We start from the raw sequence: 16712 nt of genomic DNA on the forward strand, positions 1-16712 counted from the left end.
TGGATTTAACTTCATTTGTGAGATGAGTATCAAATAGGGATGTCGGTGATTAACCCGTCATCCCTTTATTTTTTTTGCAAACAGGAACAACAAGTAATTTGGAGGTGGAGGACTATCAGTAAGGAACATATGATCAATGACGAGATTCGGGCCAAGGAAGTACGTTTGGTTGGTGCCGAAGGTGAGCAAATCGGGATCAAGCCGATTCGTGAAGCACTGCAAATGGCAATTGATCTCAATCTGGATCTGGTGAACGTGGCCCCTCAGGCGAAACCGCCGGTATGCCGCATCATGGACTACGGTAAATTCCGCTATGAGCAGCAGAAGAAAGAGAAGGAAGCACGTAAGAACCAGAAAATTGTGGATATCAAAGAAGTATGGTTCCGAGCCAACATTGAGGAGCATGATTATCAAACCAAGCTTCGCAATGTCGTTAAGTTTTTGAAAGACGGCGATAAAGTGAAATGCTCCGTGCGTTTCCGTGGTCGTGAAATCACCCATGCTAACATTGGTCAGAAGATTTTGGAGCGCGTGAAGGTGGAAGTGGCGGATCTCTGCGTCATTGAACGTCAACCGAAATTGGAAGGCCGCAGCATGATTATGATTTTGGCTCCAAAAGCCTAAGAGAAATTAGAGGAGGAAGTACTACAATGCCTAAAATGAAAACACATAGCAGCCTGAAAGGCCGCTTCAAGATTACTGGTACTGGTAAAGTTAAACGTTATAAAGCTTACAAAAACCACTTGCTTTCCCACAAATCCAAGCGTGCGAAGCGCGTATTGTCCAATAGCCCAGTTATGGCGCCTGGAGATGTTAAACGTTTGAAGCAAGGTCTGGCTAACTTGAAATAGTAAACAACAATTATTGGGAGGTCTTTTGATATGGCACGAGTTAAAGGCGGATTTGTCGTTCGTCGTCGACATAAAAAAGTATTGAAGCTTGCGAAAGGTTATTTCGGTTCCAAACACCGCATTTTTAAAACAGCGAACGAGCAGGTAATGAAATCCCTCGTTTATGCATACCGGGATCGTCGTACAACGAAACGTAATTTCCGTAAATTGTGGATCGTTCGTATCAACGCCGCTGCTCGTCAAAACGGTCTGTCTTACAGCAAATTGATGCATGGTCTGAAGCTTGCTGGCGTGGACATTAACCGTAAAATGCTGGCTGATCTGGCTGTTAATGATCTGAATGCGTTCAATTCCTTGGCTACTGTAGCTAAAGAAAAAGTGAACGCTTAATTATACGTGTATGAAGAAACCGCCGTAATATTACGGCGGTTTTTTTATTTTTCGCTCCTGTCCGTCATACATAAGGATCCTAAGTGCTGAATGCTGGGCAGGACGAGCTTTTTCACCTATCTTTAGCCATCGTAAGGGCCATGAAACAAGCAAGGGAACTCCTTCCGGAATAGATTGAAATGTATATTACCTGAGGAGGGATCTTATGCACAAGCCTGTCAGCAAGGCAAAAGTGAAATCATATGTGGGCAAACAGATCGTAGCGTATAAGAAGGACGGGACGATGGTGACAGGCAAGCTGGTACGCGTTTCCGGCAACCGCCTTTTTGTAGAACCGGCAACCAAGGGGAAAAAAGTGAGAACCAAGGCGATTCTTCCGCTCGCATTGTTTGACCTTCTTGCCATTGGGACGGCACCTTATGCGTTCGGTGGAGGCTATGGTGGCGGATTCGGTGGATATCCGGGAGGCTACCCAGGGGGATACGGCGGATTCGGACCGGGGTATGGCGCATTCGGGCCAGGCTTTGGGCCAGGTTTCTTCTGGTAATTAGAGGAACCAAATCTTCTCTAGCTCATAACAGCGGCTCGGTTCGATGATTCTTGTAACCGTGTAGCCGAGCTTTCGGTAAAAGTTAAGGCCGGTCTGGTTTCCAATATCGACCATGACCTTGGCGCGTTTGCATCCGCGGGATACAGCGAAACGTTCGGCATGCTCCATCAATCGGACGCCCCACCGTCTTCGCTGTGCGGTGGATGCGACGGCCAGCATATCGATATACAGCAGTTCGCCGTGCATCATAAAATGGATAAAGGCAATGATTTTATCGTTATCCTGAGGCGAAGCAACAAGGGTCACGCCGCGTCGTAATCGAGAGGGAATATCCTTGCGGATGATGTCCAGCTCTTTTTTTGTCATATGGGAAAGCGGGACGAGTTGGGACTCAATGAGTTGTAGAATCATCGGATCATCCTGCTCCGGTTTTCGATAGCGGATCATCGTGTTGTTTCCTCCCTTCACCGCTATTAAGGATAGCTCCATTTATCATATGTAGCAGGGTTTAAGAGCGTGTTTTGCATCAAGGAAGCGAAGGGATTGCTCCAATTGTGAATGAAAACCTTTCATCGGAAGTAAAATAAATGTGTTGACTTCTGGAATGAATGAATCATATAATGTTTCTAAACATTTTAACGAAAATATCCAATCGGCAATGATGAGGACGAAGTTTAAAGGGCTCTTTTGCTCAGAGAGTGGATGGATCAGCTGAAACCACCACCAAAACCCCTTTTATACGAGCTCACCTCGGAGCTGTTTCCCTGAAAGATGCTACGTTATGACTTTATCGCATTAAGTCGTAACAGCGTTTATTAGGGGGAATCGTCTTAGTCCACGTTACGGACTGCAGATATTGAAGAGCTGTGTTCATTGTGTTCTTCATACCTGCTGAGGCTTTACACTGCGAAGTGTAGGGCAAACATGGGTGGTACCACGGAAGCTAAACCTTTCGTCCCTCACACGGAGTTACTCCGGGTGTGGCGACGGAAGGTTTTTTTGTTGCTTGAATGAAGAGTGCCAATATTTGAGAGGAGGATGACTGATGAGCGCGCAAACTCCAGAAGTGCGGTCTACAGAACAATTACGAGAGAAATGGTTGAAGCCTGAAGTGATTACCGGATCGGAAATCTTGCTTCGGAGTCTTCTGCTCGAAGGTGTCGAATGCGTCTTTGGATATCCGGGCGGGGCGGTCCTGTACATCTACGATGCCATGTATGGTTTTGAGGACTTCAATCACGTCTTGACCCGTCATGAACAAGGCGCCATTCATGCAGCTGACGGTTACGCTCGCGCAAGCGGCAAAGTCGGTGTGTGCATAGCGACTTCAGGACCGGGGGCAACGAACCTTGTGACCGGTATCGCAACAGCTTATATGGATTCCGTTCCACTCGTTGTGATAACCGGTAACGTTGCAACTACCCTGATCGGTACGGACGCTTTCCAGGAAGCGGACATTACGGGCATCACGATGCCGATTACGAAACACAGCTATCTGGTAAGGGATGTAAAGGATCTGCCAAGGGTGATTCACGAAGCCTTCCATATCGCTTCAACCGGCCGCAAAGGTCCGGTACTGATCGATATTCCGAAGGATGTATCCGCCGCAACGACGCTGTTCCAGCCGGAAGAACGAATTCAACTGAGAGGATACAATCCTCGGACGGTACCTAACAAACTTCAGTTGGATAAATTAGCCCGCGCGATTGAGGAAGCCGAGCGTCCTATGATCCTTGCTGGCGGCGGCGTGATTTACTCTGGAGCTCATGAAGGGCTGTACGAATTCGTGAATAAATCCGGGATTCCGATCACGACAACGCTTCTCGGTCTGGGTGCCTTCCCAAGCGGCCATGAGCTGTGGACGGGAATGCCGGGTATGCACGGAACCTACACATCGAACCATGGTATTCAGCAGTCGGACCTGCTGATCAATATCGGGGCAAGATTCGATGACAGGGTTACAGGCAAGCTCGATGGTTTCGCGCCACATGCGAAGATCGTTCATATCGATATCGACCCGGCTGAGATCGGCAAGAACGTGCCAACCGATATCCCGATTGTCGGAGACGTGAAGACCGTGCTTGAGATGCTGAATCCGCTCGTTCCGTACGCAGCGAAAGCAGATGCGTGGAGAGACCAGATCAGAACATGGAAAGCCGAATACCCATTCCGTTACGTCGATTCAGATACCGTGCTGAAGCCGCAATGGGTTATCGAAATGCTGAACGATACGACAAAGGGTGAAGCGATTGTAACGACTGACGTTGGCCAGCACCAAATGTGGGCCGCTCAGTATTACAAGTTCAACCAGCCGCGTTCCTGGATCACCTCCGGCGGTCTCGGAACGATGGGCTTCGGATTCCCGTCCGCGATTGGTGCCCAGATGGCGCATCCGGATCGCCTGGTCATTTCGATCAACGGGGATGGCGGCATGCAGATGTGTTCGCAAGAACTTGCCATCTGTGCCATCAACAACATTCCGGTAAAAATCGTTGTCATCAACAACCAGGTACTAGGAATGGTTCGTCAATGGCAGGAGCTCATTTACGATAACCGTTACAGCCACATCGATCTGGCAGGCAGCCCTGATTTCGTCAAGCTGGCTGAAGCCTACGGTGTCAAAGGACTTCGTGCCACCACGAAAGAAGAAGCACAGCGTGCTTGGGCCGAAGCGATGGAAACACCGGGACCCGTCCTCGTTGAATTCGTTGTAGAGAAAGGCGAGAACGTGTATCCGATGGTGACGCAAGGGTCGACAATCGATCAAATGCTGATGGGGGATGCGTAAGATGAGTACAAAACATACCATTGCCGTACTAGTGAACGACCAGCCGGGTGTCCTGCAGCGCGTATCCGGGTTATTCGGACGCAGGGGCTTTAACATCGAGAGCATTACCGTGGGGCAGTCGGAGGAATCCGGCTTGTCCCGGATGGTTATCGTAACCACCGGTGATGAAACGACGCTGGAGCAGGTGGAGAAGCAGCTTTACAAGCTGATCGATGTTATTAAAGTCATTAACCTGAGCTCGAAACCGATGGTAGCCAGAGAGCTCGCCCTGATCAAAGTAAAAGCCGAGCCATCGGCAAGACCGGAAATTATGGGCGTTGTCGAGACATTCCGCGCATCCGTCGTGGATATCGGCACAGCCAACCTGATGGTTCAGGTGGTTGGCGATACCGTCAAAATCGATGCCATGATCGAGCTGCTTAAGCCGTATGGCATCCAGGAGCTTTCCCGTACCGGGGTTACCGCGATGATTCGCGGTAACGCGTAATGATTTTACGTTTTTCTTTTTATCCGGATGACAAAGTTATTGCAATATAAGCGTTAGACACCTGCATGGCATGAGCGGGTGTCTCAGCAGATCGGAAAAGGGATCGGTCTATTGAGATACCCGCTCATCATGAAGGGTCTTTAAAATCAAAGGAGGACTTATACAAATGGCAATTACTACTTATTATGAACAAGATGCAGAACTCAGCGTGTTAAAAGACAAAACAATCGCGGTTATCGGTTATGGAAGCCAAGGTCATGCTCAAGCGCAAAACCTGCGCGACAGCGGACTTCAGGTTGTCATTGGTCTTCGTGAAGGCAAGTCGTTCGACAAAGCGAAAAACGATGGTTTCGAAGTGCTTCCTGTAGCCGAAGCCGTTAGCCGTGCAGATGTAGTTCAAATCTTGATGCCGGACGAAACGCAAGCAGCGGTATACAAGAACGATATCGAGCCAAACCTGAAAAAAGGCGCGGCACTGATGTTCTCCCACGGTTTCAACGTTCATTTTGGTCAAATCGTAGCTCCTAAAGACAACGATGTCCTTCTGGTCGCTCCTAAATCCCCAGGTCACATGGTTCGCCGTACGTATGTTGAAGGCTTTGGCGTACCTGGATTGATTGCAATCGAGAAAGATGCAACTGGACAAGCCAAGGCGATCGGTCTTGCTTATGCAAAAGGTATCGGTTGTACTCGTGCAGGCGTTATCGAAACTTCCTTCCGCGAAGAAACCGAAACGGACTTGTTCGGTGAGCAAGCGGTATTGTGCGGCGGTGTATCCGCATTGGTTAAAGCTGGTTTCGAAACGTTGACTGAAGCTGGATATGCGCCGGAAATGGCATACTTCGAGTGCCTGCATGAACTGAAACTGATCGTAGACATGATCTATGAAGGTGGTCTTGCAAGCATGCGCGACTCCATCAGTAACACAGCGGAGTACGGCGACTATGTAACAGGCCCTCGTGTGGTAACCGAAGATACGAAGAAGGCAATGAAAGAAGTCCTCTCCGATATTCAACAAGGTAAATTCGCTCGCGACTTTATCCTTGAGAACCAATCGGGCCGTGCGTTCCTGACAGCTACCCGCCGCAACGAGTCCGAGCATCCGATCGAAGTGGTTGGTGCGGAACTTCGCGAAATGATGCATTGGATCAAAAAATAAGAATATATAGAATTCATAAGAATTCTTCCGGGTATGGAGCAGTCGAGCATGAGATGATAGTGCTGCTGCATGGGACCCGTTAGATTAAAGCAGCCGGCGGCAGGGGATTAAGTCAACCTGCCGCCGGATGTTTACGTCAAGCGATAAACTTCAAGGAGGTGCCGACATGCGAAAGATTTATATCTTTGATACAACGCTGAGAGATGGAGAGCAGTCTCCTGGCGTGAATTTGAACACTCGGGAAAAGGTGGAAATTGCCCTTCAACTCGAAAAGTTGAAAATCGACCGCATGGAAGCAGGCTTTCCAGCGGCGTCACCCGGTGACCTTGCTGCTGTGAACGCAGTGGCGCGCGCGGTTAAAGACGTCACGGTCATTGGATTGTCACGTTCCAGAGAGAGTGACATCGATGCGGTTCGCGAAGCGCTTCAGGGAGCACAGGATCCATGCATACACGTATTCCTGGCGACTTCCCCGATTCATCGCAAGTTCAAGCTGCGGATGGAGAAGCAGCAGGTGCTGGAAACGGCGCAGGCCTCGATCCGTTATGCCAAGAAATACTTTTCCAAAGTGGAGTTTTCCCTAGAGGATGCCGGCCGGACGGAGCTGGATTTCATGGCCGAGGTTGTAGGCATGGCTGTACGGGAAGGCGCCAATGTCGTTAACATTCCGGATACCGTGGGATATTTGAATCCTTCGGAGTACGGGGCTATATTCAAATACTTGAAGGAAAATGTTCCGGATATCGAGAAGGTGCAGCTGAGCGCGCATTGCCATAACGATCTGGGCATGGCGACGGCGAATACCCTTGCCGCCATTTTAAACGGGGCCGATCAGATCGAAGGAACGATCAACGGAATCGGCGAACGTGCAGGGAATACCGCCATTGAGGAAATTGCGATGGCGCTGGAGACGCGCTCCGAGTTTTTTGGAGCGAAGACGGGGCTGGCACTAACGGAAATCGCCCGCACGAGCCGCCTTGTGAGCAAGCTGACCGGTATGGTCGTGCCGGGCAACAAAGCGATTGTCGGCGCGAACGCGTTCGCTCATGAATCCGGTATTCATCAGGACGGCATGCTGAAAGAGAAGACGACTTACGAAATTATGACGCCTGAGTCTATCGGGCTCAAAGAAAGCAAGCTGGTGTTAGGCAAACACTCTGGCCGTCATGCTTTCCGGGAGAAGCTGCTGGATTTGGGCTATGAGCTGAGCGAAGAACAGGTGAATGACGCATTCGCCAAATTCAAGGTGCTCGCCGACAAGAAGAAGGAAGTATCCGATGAGGATCTGCTGGCTCTGCTGGAAGAGAAACTGATCGATACGCCGGAAGTGTTCAAGCTGGAAACGATATTTGTTGCTTACGGCAACGAATCCACACCGACGGCGCGGGTTCGTATTGCGACTGCGGAGCAGACGATTGAGGAAGAGGCCGAGGGCAACGGTTCCGTCGACGCGATCTATAACGCGATCGACAAGGTGACCGGCGAAGAGGTTACGCTTGCGGATTATTCCATCAAATCGGTAACGCACGGCAAGGATGCTCAAGGTGAAGTGCATGTCGTGCTGTCGCAAAACGACGTGGCTGCGCAAGGCCGCGGCTTGAGCACCGACATTCTGGAAGCAAGTGCAAGAGCTTACGTGGATGCGGTTAACGTCCTGATCGAGAAACGCAAAACGTTTAGCCGGCGTGAGCGCGCTACGCTGTAATCCATACTTAGAGTACATGGTAGCTCTGAATCGCATCGTTTTGCGCTGCAGGAGATATTCAAAAGAAAAAGAGGGGCCGCTGTGAAAGCGGCTCCTCTTTTTCTTTATTTTATGATGCTGTTGGCCGGCCGTGAATGCTGGTATCAGATACTCGCAGCGAGCCTTTAACTCTCATGGCAGCGTACCGATACAGCCTTGATGCAGCTGATCAACGGGATAAGACAGCGTTTCGTTCAAATGTTATCCTTATTTTACCAGGCGTAGGCCTGCGGAGCGGCTCCGCCCGGACCCGGGAAAATTTCATCCAGACGCTTCATTACGGATTCATCGAGTTCAATCTCAAGCGAGCGCAGGGAGCTTTCGAATTGCTCCAGCGTGCGCGGTCCGATAATCGGTCCCGTAACCGCCGGGTTCTTAAGCACCCAGGCAAGGGCGACGTTATCCTGTGGTTCGCCAAGCTCCTGGCAGAGTGCGGCGAACTGTTCCAGCTGCGAGCGGTGTTTCTCCACGCGCTCCGCATTGCCCCCACTGCGAGAGCCTTCGATTTTCTTAAGCGCATTGCGTCCCAGCAGTCCACCGTCTAGCGGACTCCATGGAATGACGCCGAGCCCAAGCTGCTGCGAAGCGGGAAGCACTTCGAGTTCCGGCAATCGGCAGGTCAGGCTGTATTTATGCTGTTCGGAAACGAGGCCGAGGAAATGACGGCTCTGGGCTGCGGCTTGCGCAACCGCAATTTGCCAGCCCGCAAAGTTGCTGGATCCGACATACCCGATTTTTCCTTGATGAACCGCAACCTCAAATGCGCCCCACAGCTCGTCCCAGGTGACGGAAGGATCGACGTGATGCATTTGGTACAGCTCGATATGGTCTGTTTGCAGACGCTTTAGCGACGCTTCGAGATGACGGCGAAGTTTATAGCTCGACAGCCCGGCTTCATTGTTGGGACCATCCAGAGGATCGCTCATGGAGCCATAGAATTTGGTAGCCAAAACGACTTTTTCGCGGCGGCCCCCGCCTTGGTTAAACCAGCGTCCGATAATGGTTTCGGTCAGCCCCGAGTTCTCGCCCCAGCCGTAGACATTGGCTGTATCGAAGAAGTTGACGCCGGCGTCAAGCGCAGCATCCATGATGCGGAAGGCTTCCTTTTCATCCGTAGCAGGACCAAAATTCATCGTCCCCAAACACAGACGACTTACTTTCATACCGGATTTACCTAGAGCTGTGTACTTCATAATCGATGATCACTCCTTGGTCGTTTAGGGTATAAGACAAATTCACCCCTATTGTAGCGTATTGGCAGAAAAATGTAACTAACGGCGTTCGGAGACGTTAATATGGTTGCACTGAAAGCCGATCTGCGAGTGATCTGTTTACTTCATTGGCCAAATTTAAAGAGCAAGAGCAGGAAGCAAGAAGCAAGAAGCACAAGCAGGACTAGGAGTAACCGAGAATCTCTTCAAGATGTTACTTTCAAGAGCCGCCCCATGATTATACATAGGGCGGCTCTTCTATCTCCCACCACCCTTGTGGTCAGGGAGATGTGCTCTTCTCCAGTGACCTGTCAATCGCCTTAGCTTCGAAGCAGCGAAGAGGACGAATCGATTCCGGAAAAGCGAAGCGGTCGCCTTTGGAGCCGAATTTCAACCGCTAACATACAATCCAGAAGTTCGGCGACAACAGCGATTGGAGGAACGATACGTATTCGGAGCCTCTCACATTAAGTCTTCGAAGTCTCGCATAAAGCTGCTCTCATTAAAGCCGCTCTCGCATAAGTTACCCACGTACAAAAGCACACACGATTAAGCTTTACCTCGAGCCTTTCTCAAAGTAAGCCTTACTCGCATTCAGTCGCTCTTGCGATATTAACTCTTCGAGCTTCTGCACAACTCTTTGAGCGTCTGCGCAACTCTTCGGCGCAGCCATCTCCCTGATCACTTTCCCCCTACTTATAGGCAAAACGAATTAAGTTCATAGTTTCTATATCTTGGTCAATCAAGGGGGAAGTATGTTACAACAGTAACTAGATGATTAAATACGACCAGTGTATATATAAATTAAGGAGTGACGAAGAATGGCAGAAACGAAGAAAATCGCGGTAATTGCCGGAGATGGCATCGGTCCTGAGGTAGTGGCTGAAGCGGAGAAGATCATTAAACGTACCGAAGAGGTGTTCGGATATTCATTTACGACGGAACATGCACTGTTTGGCGGCATCGCCATTGACGAGAAAGGGACGCCGCTGCCAGAAGAAACGTTGAATGTATGTAAGAGCGCCGATGCTGTATTGCTTGGTGCGGTAGGCGGACCGAAATGGGACAACAATTCGAAGGAGCTTCGCCCGGAAACCGGATTGCTTGGCATCCGTAAAGAGCTTGGCCTGTTCTCCAACCTGCGTCCGGCTGTCATTTTCGATTGCTTGAAGGATGCGTCCACATTGAAGCCTGAAGTCCTGGAAGGCACTGACTTGATGGTCGTTCGTGAGCTGACAGGAGGCATATACTTCGGCGAGAAATTCAGACGCGAAGGTGCTGGTGGCGAAGAAGCGGTAGATACTTGCGTATACAATACGGCGGAGGTAGAGCGAATCGTCCATCAAGCCTTCGAGATTGCACAGAAGCGCCGGAAGAAGCTGGCTTCCGTCGATAAAGCGAATGTGCTGGAAACGTCCCGCTTGTGGCGCGAAACGGTAAACCGCATCGCTCCTGAATATCCGGACGTGGAGCTGGAGCATGTGCTGGTAGACAATTGCGCGATGCAGCTTCTGCGCCGCCCGTCCAGCTTTGACGTGATCGTAACCGAGAACATGTTCGGCGACATCCTGAGCGATGAAGCAGCCATGCTGACAGGTTCCATCGGCATGCTGGCATCCGCATCCATGGGCGAGGGTGCTTTCGGCCTGTACGAGCCGGTACACGGTTCGGCACCTGATATTGCCGGTCAAGGCTTGGCAAACCCGATCGCAACGATTCTGTCCGTAGCGCTGATGTACCGCCTCACGTTCGGCTACGAGGATGCGGCAGACGCAATTGAACGCGCAGTTGCCGAGGTGCTTGATGCCGGACATCGTACAGCAGACATTGCTGTGGATAAGAGCAAAGCGCTCAGTACGACAGAAATGGGCGATTTGATCGCTGCGGCTATCCGTTAATAGAGGAAGCATTCGTTCAAAGAAAATCCTTATTTATAATAATTATAATAAAGTAACGTCTACAATCTTGACTTTGATTAGCCTCAATGATAACATTTCTATTAAATGTTCATAGGAACATAGCATGTAGGAAATACACGTATTTTCTTACATATGTTAAGGAGGAATTCAATCATGGCAGAACGTTTGGTTGGTAAAGCGGCTCCTGATTTTACAATGGAAACTGTATCAGGAGACGGTAAAGATTTTGGTAAAGTAAGCCTGTCCGACTACCGCGGCAAATGGCTCGTATTCTTCTTCTATCCGCTTGATTTCACTTTTGTATGCCCAACTGAAATCACGGCTCTCAGCGATGCTTATGATCAATTCAAAGCATTGGATACTGAAATTCTGGGTGTAAGTGTTGACTCTATCCACAGCCACAAAGCTTGGATCAACACTACTAAAGAAGCTAACGGTCTGGGAGCATTGAACTTCCCGCTGGCTTCCGACATCACCAAAAACGTAGCAAGAGACTACGGTGTTCTGATCGAAGAAGAAGGCGTTGCTCTGCGCGGCTTGTACATCATCGATCCGGAAGGCGAATTGAAATATCAAGTTGTTAACCATAACGACGTAGGCCGCAGTGTAGAAGAAACGCTTCGTGTTCTTCAAGCACTTCAATCCGGCGGATTGTGCGCTATGAACTGGAAACCAGGCGACAGCAACCTGTAATTCCATTTCGTTAAAGTTAAGGCAACCCTCATTATCTGACATTATGTGCAGGTAGTGGGGGTTTTTTCACCTCTGATTTTAATGGATGAAATAGGGGAAGACTCTTGTTTAGAGAACCGCTCTTGCGTTGATATATAATTTAAATTTAAATATATAGGCTTACGGACTTATGTTTAGGGAATCGTGCCTAAAATTTTAATCGAGGTTCTTTTCATGAAGGAATTAGCGGGAGTGAAAGCGAATACAATATTTTGAAACGGTTGAGAATCCACAAAAGGAGGGTGAACGATATGAGTTTTTGCTGTGGGGCTAGTATGATGGGTACAAAGGGTACACTGAAGCATTATCGCACTCAAGTACATAATGTTCCCCTGCTGTCTTGTCCGGTCTGCCATCGCGTGGAGGTACATCATCGGGTTGAGAATGAGTATGAAATATTAGCTGAATATGCCCATGGTGACGGAGCATCCCAGGTGGATTTTCAGGATTATGTGATGGAAGATGAGGATGCGATTTTTGAAAATGTTGTCAACCGGGAGTCGGAGGATCCGCTAACGGTGGTTCAGAGTCAGATTGATATGTCGTTAGATCTCCTGGTGGTTGCCAAATGGATGGAGGATGAGAAGTGGCAGGGCGAACTGAAAAGACGGCTTGCCGTGATGAGTCAGCGCAGGCTCCGGCTCCAGAAGCAGCCTTAATCCAGGAATTAATAAAGCCTCGTGAGTACCCGGGGCTTTTTTAATGTTTCAAATCATACAAAAGGGGGTAATGTTTATATTAGTTGTTTGTTGTTTGGAATTAGGTGTTAGATACACTACATAAGCAGAAATACATAAGCACGATGTATGGTATTTTTATGCAATTTCCCATTTTTCGACAGGATTTCTGATTGACGTTTCTTTGTCTCGATGACTATCATGGAAGGAAGCAGATTCGGGCTGCTTCTGATTCAAAGGCGGACAAGCTGATGTTTGCAAGGTTTTTTGTCGGTTTGGTGAGTTCAACTTTTCATGAAAAGGGGGAGCCATCTTGTTGAGTCAAATCCGTGAATCTGAGCTGCAGGCAATTCGTTCTTTTCATTCCAGCCAGCTTATTAGGAACAAGTATGAGAACATACTGGAGAATCTCGACAGCGGGATCATCCTCTTTGATAGTGACGGTGTGTTAGCATTTGTTAATGTACAGATGGCAAAATTGTTAGGTGTATCCCGTAAATCGCTGACTGGCTGTACGCTGACCCAACTATTGCGACATCCCCAGCTCTCCAGATTTAAGAAGAGAAAAATACTTCGCATTTTTCGGGAAACGGTATTCCACCGCAAGAGATTTCATGAATTGGTTGATGAATATGGCCGATCGTGGCTGATCACGATGACTTATGGGGACCAGATGGAAGGCGATTTTCTGATCAGCGTGAAGGATGTCTCCGACTTCAAACGAATTGAGCAAACCGCTTATCAGAACGATAAGCTGGCCATGCTGGGAAAAATCTCGGCCTCCATTGCCCATGAGATACGCAACCCGCTCACCTCCATCCGTGGCTTCATCCAACTGCTTCGTCCGCATCTCGTAAGTTTAGGTAAGGACGAGTATGCCAGAATTATACTTACGGAGATCGATCGTGCGAATGATATTATATATGAATTTCTAAATTCCTCCAAACCCTCGGCTCCAGAAACCAAGATTGTGTCCGTATCCTCTTTATTGAAGGAAGTTGTTCTGCTAACTGAAAGTGAAGCCTTAATGAAGGGATGCCAGATTAATCTGCATACCGATAAGACCCCGCCTGCGTTTATATCCGTGGATGTGAAGCAGATCAAACAGGTGATTCTGAATATTATTAAAAATGCCCTGGATGCGATTAATGAGCATCACGATGAGAACATCACCGGCGTGATTGATATTTCAGCCCGTGATACGGGGAAACATATCAACATCTGCATATCGGATAACGGCGGCGGCATGGATCAGAATACACTGAACCACCTGTTCAACCCGTTCTTCACAACGAAGGAGAGTGGAACGGGGCTCGGATTATCCGTAAGTTACAGTATCATCAGAAACCATGGCGGTTCGATTGCCGTGGATAGCCAGGTTGGTGCCGGAACGGAGTTTGTGATTACTTTTCCCAAGCTGGACGTTCCGGAAGTCTAAGTTTGTACAATACGTGCCTGAAATGAATACGAGAGCAGCTGTTCCGATGGAATGGCTTTTTCTTTTTTAGGAGGAGATAAAACGCATGAAGTGGACATTAAAGGGCAGTTTATCATCCGGGCAAGTGCATACCGATGCCATCATGGTTCCCGTTACGAAAAAACAAGCGGCGGAAGGCGGCATTTCCGAGTCCTGGGATCCACTGCTCAAACAGTTGGTCGAGAATCGGTTATTTGATGGCACTCCGAATCGGTCATTCGTATGGCCCGAGAGCATCGAAGGCGGAGCACGCTTGTTAATATGGCTGGGCCGTCCCGAAGGAATTCTGACATCCGAGCAGCTGCGGCTGCTTGCAGCACAGGCAGTTAAAGCAGCCGGGAGATCGGGTGTACGCAGTGCCGCCATTCAAATTCCAAATACGATGGTTAACTTTACCGCCGAACAGACTCCGCAAGATGCTGCTCAGGCTTTAACTGAAGGGTTTATCCTCGGAAGCTATCGGAAGCCGCATTATAAGCGTGATGCTTCCGAGCCAACGAATTTAGAAGAAATCCTCTATTATATAGAAGGCGATATGGATTCAGAATTTGAAGCAGGGTGGACGAAGGGAATGTCATTAGGCGCAGCGATTGGAGAAGCAACCTGCCTGGCACGAGACCTGACGAATCTGCCCGGCAATATGCTGCTGCCGGAAGACCTGGCCCAGAAGGCGCTTCAGTTGGCGAAACGGTATGGCTTCGAAGCCCAGGTACTGGACGAGGACGCCATAGACGAGAAGGGTATGGGCGGCCTCCTGGCTGTAGGCAAAGGCAGCATCCATCCACCGCGCATGATCGCGATCCGTTATCAGGGACGGGAGACGTGGGAGGATGTTGTCGGACTTGTTGGCAAGGGGGTTACATTTGATACCGGTGGCGTATCGCTGAAGAGGGCATCTGGAATGGAGGATATGATCAGTGATATGGGCGGGGCAGCTACCGTATTGGGCGTTATGGAAGCGTTAGGACGGATTCGCCCCAGAGTAAATGTAGTGATGGTGATTCCGACAGCGGAGAATGTGATGAGCGGTAGTGCCTTTAAACCCGGCGATATCGTCACGACACTGAGCGGCCGCACCATCGAAGTATTGAATACGGATGCCGAGGGCCGTATCGTACTTGCGGACGGAATTACCTATGCCAAGCAGCTTGGAGCTTCGCGTTTGATTGACGTAGCTACATTGACGGGGTCCGTCGTTTCGGCTCTTGGGGATATCGCCACTGGGGCCGTAACCAATGATGAGACTTTTTTGCAGGAGCTTATTGCCTCCTCCCGTAGGGCCGGCGAAAAAATATGGCCGCTGCCATCCTATCCGGAGTTCTGGGATAAATTGAAGAGTGAGGTGGCGGATTTGCGAAATCAAACGGGCCGAGAAGGCGGGACGATAACGGGCGGTCTTTTTGTGGGGACATTTGCAGATGGGCTGCCTTGGGTGCATTTTGACATAGCAGGTACGGCATACCTATCCAAGGAGAGGGGCGTGGATCCCAAAGGGGCAACCGGCGTGCTCGTCCGCACCATCACCGACTGGATACTCAAGCAGGCCCAGGTCGCCAATTGAAGCGTTTGTTATGAATTGAAGAGACAGCGGCCGTCCCGTACCCTTTGAATAACGTCCGTCCTTCGGACGTTTTTGCTTTACTTTTCAACCGGCATTCAAGTATGATGAAGAGAAAAATTGCCGAGAGGAGTTTAGCTTAGATGATTAAGAGTAGTCAGACAAAGATTGTAGACTGTACCATTCGCGATGGCGGACTGGTAAATAACTGGGATTTTAGTGTAGAATTCGTACAAAATTTATATGCGGGCCTAAATGAGGCTGGCGTGGACTATATGGAAATCGGCTATAAAAATTCGCCTAAACTGCTGAAAGGCGCTGATCAGGCGGGCCCTTGGCGTTTTCTGGATGATGAATTCCTCAGAGAAGTCATTCCTCATAAAGGTAAAACCAAACTGTCCGCGCTTGTAGATATCGGCCGTGTGGATGAAGACGATATTTTGCCGCGCGAGGAAAGCTTGCTGGATCTCATCCGTGTCGCTTGCTACATTAAAGACGTGGATAAGGCGCTTGCGCTGGTACAGACCTTCCATGATCGTGGTTACGAGACTACGCTCAACATTATGGCCCTCTCCAACGTAATGGAGAACGAACTGCTGGAAGCTTTTGAGCTGATCAGGGAGAGCGTCGTGGATGTTGTATATATCGTCGATTCTTACGGAAGCCTTGATCATAAAGATATGGAATACCTTGTGAATAAGTTCAAGACACATCTGCCGAACAAACGTCTGGGCGTTCATACCCATAACAACATGCAGCTGGCGTTCTCCAACACGCTGGTCGCTGCAGATCTTGGCGTTGAGCTTCTGGATGCATCCGTATACGGGATGGGACGTGCGGCCGGCAACTGTCCGACCGAGCTTCTGGTTACCCATCTGAAAGGCACCAAGTATGAGCTGCGTCCGGTACTGGATATTATCGAGCGCTACATGATTCCACTTCGTGAAAAAGAAGAGTGGGGTTATATCATGCCTTACATGATTACAGGCACCCTGGATGAACATCCACGCTCCGCCATGGCCCTCCGTGCTTCGGACGATAAAGACAAAATTGTGGATTTTTATGATAAATTGACGACACCGGAAGTGACTTTCGACAAAAAATAGGCAAGGTGCTTTTGTAGCCCTGCTCGTATCAGGTCAAGGTAATCAGCATCTTTCCTCCTTGGA

Annotated in this window: 16 protein-coding genes; 14 read left to right on the forward strand and 2 right to left on the reverse strand. The window is 49.4% G+C overall.

Features of this window, described 5'->3' with window-relative positions:
- Positions 1-129: 129 nt before the first annotated feature.
- The 4 genes from infC (at position 130) to M4D81_RS32110 (ending at position 1788) form a co-directional block, all read left to right on the forward strand.
- Entirely contained in the window at positions 130-624 is a 495-nt protein-coding gene (gene infC / locus M4D81_RS32095; RefSeq protein ID WP_071222668.1) for a translation initiation factor IF-3, read from the forward strand.
- Between the two features lie 26 nt (positions 625-650).
- Positions 651-851 (forward strand): 50S ribosomal protein L35, encoded by a 201-nt coding sequence (rpmI, locus tag M4D81_RS32100; protein WP_007127239.1) that lies wholly within the window; start codon positions 651-653, stop codon positions 849-851.
- Positions 852-881: 30 nt separating this feature from the next.
- Positions 882-1241, forward strand: a complete 360-nt coding sequence (gene rplT, locus M4D81_RS32105) for a 50S ribosomal protein L20 (RefSeq protein ID WP_071222669.1) — start codon at positions 882-884, stop codon at positions 1239-1241.
- Positions 1242-1446: 205 nt separating this feature from the next.
- A complete protein-coding gene (locus M4D81_RS32110; protein WP_194544337.1) occupies positions 1447-1788 on the forward strand; it encodes a hypothetical protein in 342 nt (113 codons plus the stop codon).
- Here the strand turns inward: M4D81_RS32110 and M4D81_RS32115 are convergent, their stop codons facing one another.
- Complete coding sequence (locus tag M4D81_RS32115; protein ID WP_071222671.1) at positions 1789-2238, reverse strand: GNAT family N-acetyltransferase; 450 nt, start codon at positions 2236-2238, stop codon at positions 1789-1791. It abuts the gene before it with no gap.
- A gap of 598 nt (positions 2239-2836) precedes the next feature.
- On the opposite strand from M4D81_RS32115, the gene ilvB reads away from it, so the two are divergent.
- The 4 genes from ilvB to M4D81_RS32135 all read left to right on the forward strand — a co-directional run bounded on the left by ilvB (position 2837) and on the right by M4D81_RS32135 (position 7930).
- Positions 2837-4579: a biosynthetic-type acetolactate synthase large subunit gene (gene ilvB, locus M4D81_RS32120; protein WP_113060011.1), complete on the forward strand. Its 1743-nt coding sequence runs from the start codon at positions 2837-2839 to the stop codon at positions 4577-4579.
- A gap of 1 nt (position 4580) precedes the next feature.
- On the forward strand, positions 4581-5066 hold the full coding sequence (gene ilvN / locus M4D81_RS32125; RefSeq protein ID WP_071222673.1) for an acetolactate synthase small subunit: 486 nt from the start codon (positions 4581-4583) through the stop codon (positions 5064-5066).
- Positions 5067-5232: 166 nt separating this feature from the next.
- Positions 5233-6225, forward strand: a complete 993-nt coding sequence (gene ilvC, locus M4D81_RS32130; RefSeq protein WP_009589347.1) for a ketol-acid reductoisomerase — start codon at positions 5233-5235, stop codon at positions 6223-6225.
- 166 nt (positions 6226-6391) lie between these two features.
- Complete coding sequence (locus tag M4D81_RS32135; RefSeq protein ID WP_194544334.1) at positions 6392-7930, forward strand: 2-isopropylmalate synthase; 1539 nt, start codon at positions 6392-6394, stop codon at positions 7928-7930.
- Between the two features lie 251 nt (positions 7931-8181).
- Here M4D81_RS32135 and M4D81_RS32140 read toward each other — a convergent pair whose 3' ends face one another.
- Positions 8182-9162 carry an aldo/keto reductase gene (locus tag M4D81_RS32140; RefSeq protein WP_260069364.1) on the reverse strand — a complete coding sequence of 327 codons (981 nt, stop codon included), beginning with the start codon at positions 9160-9162 and terminating at the stop codon, positions 8182-8184.
- Positions 9163-10001: 839 nt separating this feature from the next.
- Here M4D81_RS32140 and leuB point away from each other — a divergent pair.
- The 6 genes from leuB to M4D81_RS32170 all read left to right on the forward strand — a co-directional run bounded on the left by leuB (position 10002) and on the right by M4D81_RS32170 (position 16649).
- Complete coding sequence (gene leuB / locus M4D81_RS32145) at positions 10002-11078, forward strand: 3-isopropylmalate dehydrogenase (RefSeq protein ID WP_076324535.1); 1077 nt, start codon at positions 10002-10004, stop codon at positions 11076-11078.
- Between the two features lie 174 nt (positions 11079-11252).
- Positions 11253-11792 carry a peroxiredoxin gene (locus M4D81_RS32150; protein WP_260069365.1) on the forward strand — a complete coding sequence of 180 codons (540 nt, stop codon included), beginning with the start codon at positions 11253-11255 and terminating at the stop codon, positions 11790-11792.
- A gap of 290 nt (positions 11793-12082) precedes the next feature.
- Positions 12083-12490, forward strand: coding sequence for a hypothetical protein (locus M4D81_RS32155; protein WP_015737147.1), 408 nt, complete (start codon positions 12083-12085; stop codon positions 12488-12490).
- 331 nt (positions 12491-12821) lie between these two features.
- Positions 12822-13946, forward strand: a complete 1125-nt coding sequence (locus M4D81_RS32160; RefSeq protein WP_071222677.1) for an ATP-binding protein — start codon at positions 12822-12824, stop codon at positions 13944-13946.
- Positions 13947-14031: 85 nt separating this feature from the next.
- Entirely contained in the window at positions 14032-15546 is a 1515-nt protein-coding gene (locus M4D81_RS32165; RefSeq protein ID WP_260069366.1) for a leucyl aminopeptidase, read from the forward strand.
- Between the two features lie 140 nt (positions 15547-15686).
- On the forward strand, positions 15687-16649 hold the full coding sequence (locus M4D81_RS32170; RefSeq protein WP_071222679.1) for an aldolase catalytic domain-containing protein: 963 nt from the start codon (positions 15687-15689) through the stop codon (positions 16647-16649).
- Positions 16650-16712 lie beyond the last annotated feature (63 nt).

This window comes from Paenibacillus sp. p3-SID867, from assembly GCF_025142895.1.
GTDB lineage: Bacteria > Bacillota > Bacilli > Paenibacillales > Paenibacillaceae > Paenibacillus_AQ.

What these genes read in the sequence shown, in the direction of transcription:
- infC (WP_071222668.1), top strand. Translation starts at nt 130, where the DNA reads ATGATCAATGACGAGATTCGGGCCAAGGAAGTACGTTTGGTTGGTGCC.
- rpmI (WP_007127239.1), top strand. Translation starts at nt 651, where the DNA reads ATGCCTAAAATGAAAACACATAGCAGCCTGAAAGGCCGCTTCAAGATT.
- rplT (WP_071222669.1), top strand. Translation starts at nt 882, where the DNA reads ATGGCACGAGTTAAAGGCGGATTTGTCGTTCGTCGTCGACATAAAAAA.
- M4D81_RS32110 (WP_194544337.1), top strand. Translation starts at nt 1,447, where the DNA reads ATGCACAAGCCTGTCAGCAAGGCAAAAGTGAAATCATATGTGGGCAAA.
- M4D81_RS32115 (WP_071222671.1), bottom strand. Translation starts at nt 2,238, where the DNA reads ATGATCCGCTATCGAAAACCGGAGCAGGATGATCCGATGATTCTACAA.
- ilvB (WP_113060011.1), top strand. Translation starts at nt 2,837, where the DNA reads ATGAGCGCGCAAACTCCAGAAGTGCGGTCTACAGAACAATTACGAGAG.
- ilvN (WP_071222673.1), top strand. Translation starts at nt 4,581, where the DNA reads ATGAGTACAAAACATACCATTGCCGTACTAGTGAACGACCAGCCGGGT.
- ilvC (WP_009589347.1), top strand. Translation starts at nt 5,233, where the DNA reads ATGGCAATTACTACTTATTATGAACAAGATGCAGAACTCAGCGTGTTA.
- M4D81_RS32135 (WP_194544334.1), top strand. Translation starts at nt 6,392, where the DNA reads ATGCGAAAGATTTATATCTTTGATACAACGCTGAGAGATGGAGAGCAG.
- M4D81_RS32140 (WP_260069364.1), bottom strand. Translation starts at nt 9,162, where the DNA reads ATGAAGTACACAGCTCTAGGTAAATCCGGTATGAAAGTAAGTCGTCTG.
- leuB (WP_076324535.1), top strand. Translation starts at nt 10,002, where the DNA reads ATGGCAGAAACGAAGAAAATCGCGGTAATTGCCGGAGATGGCATCGGT.
- M4D81_RS32150 (WP_260069365.1), top strand. Translation starts at nt 11,253, where the DNA reads ATGGCAGAACGTTTGGTTGGTAAAGCGGCTCCTGATTTTACAATGGAA.
- M4D81_RS32155 (WP_015737147.1), top strand. Translation starts at nt 12,083, where the DNA reads ATGAGTTTTTGCTGTGGGGCTAGTATGATGGGTACAAAGGGTACACTG.
- M4D81_RS32165 (WP_260069366.1), top strand. Translation starts at nt 14,032, where the DNA reads ATGAAGTGGACATTAAAGGGCAGTTTATCATCCGGGCAAGTGCATACC.
- M4D81_RS32170 (WP_071222679.1), top strand. Translation starts at nt 15,687, where the DNA reads ATGATTAAGAGTAGTCAGACAAAGATTGTAGACTGTACCATTCGCGAT.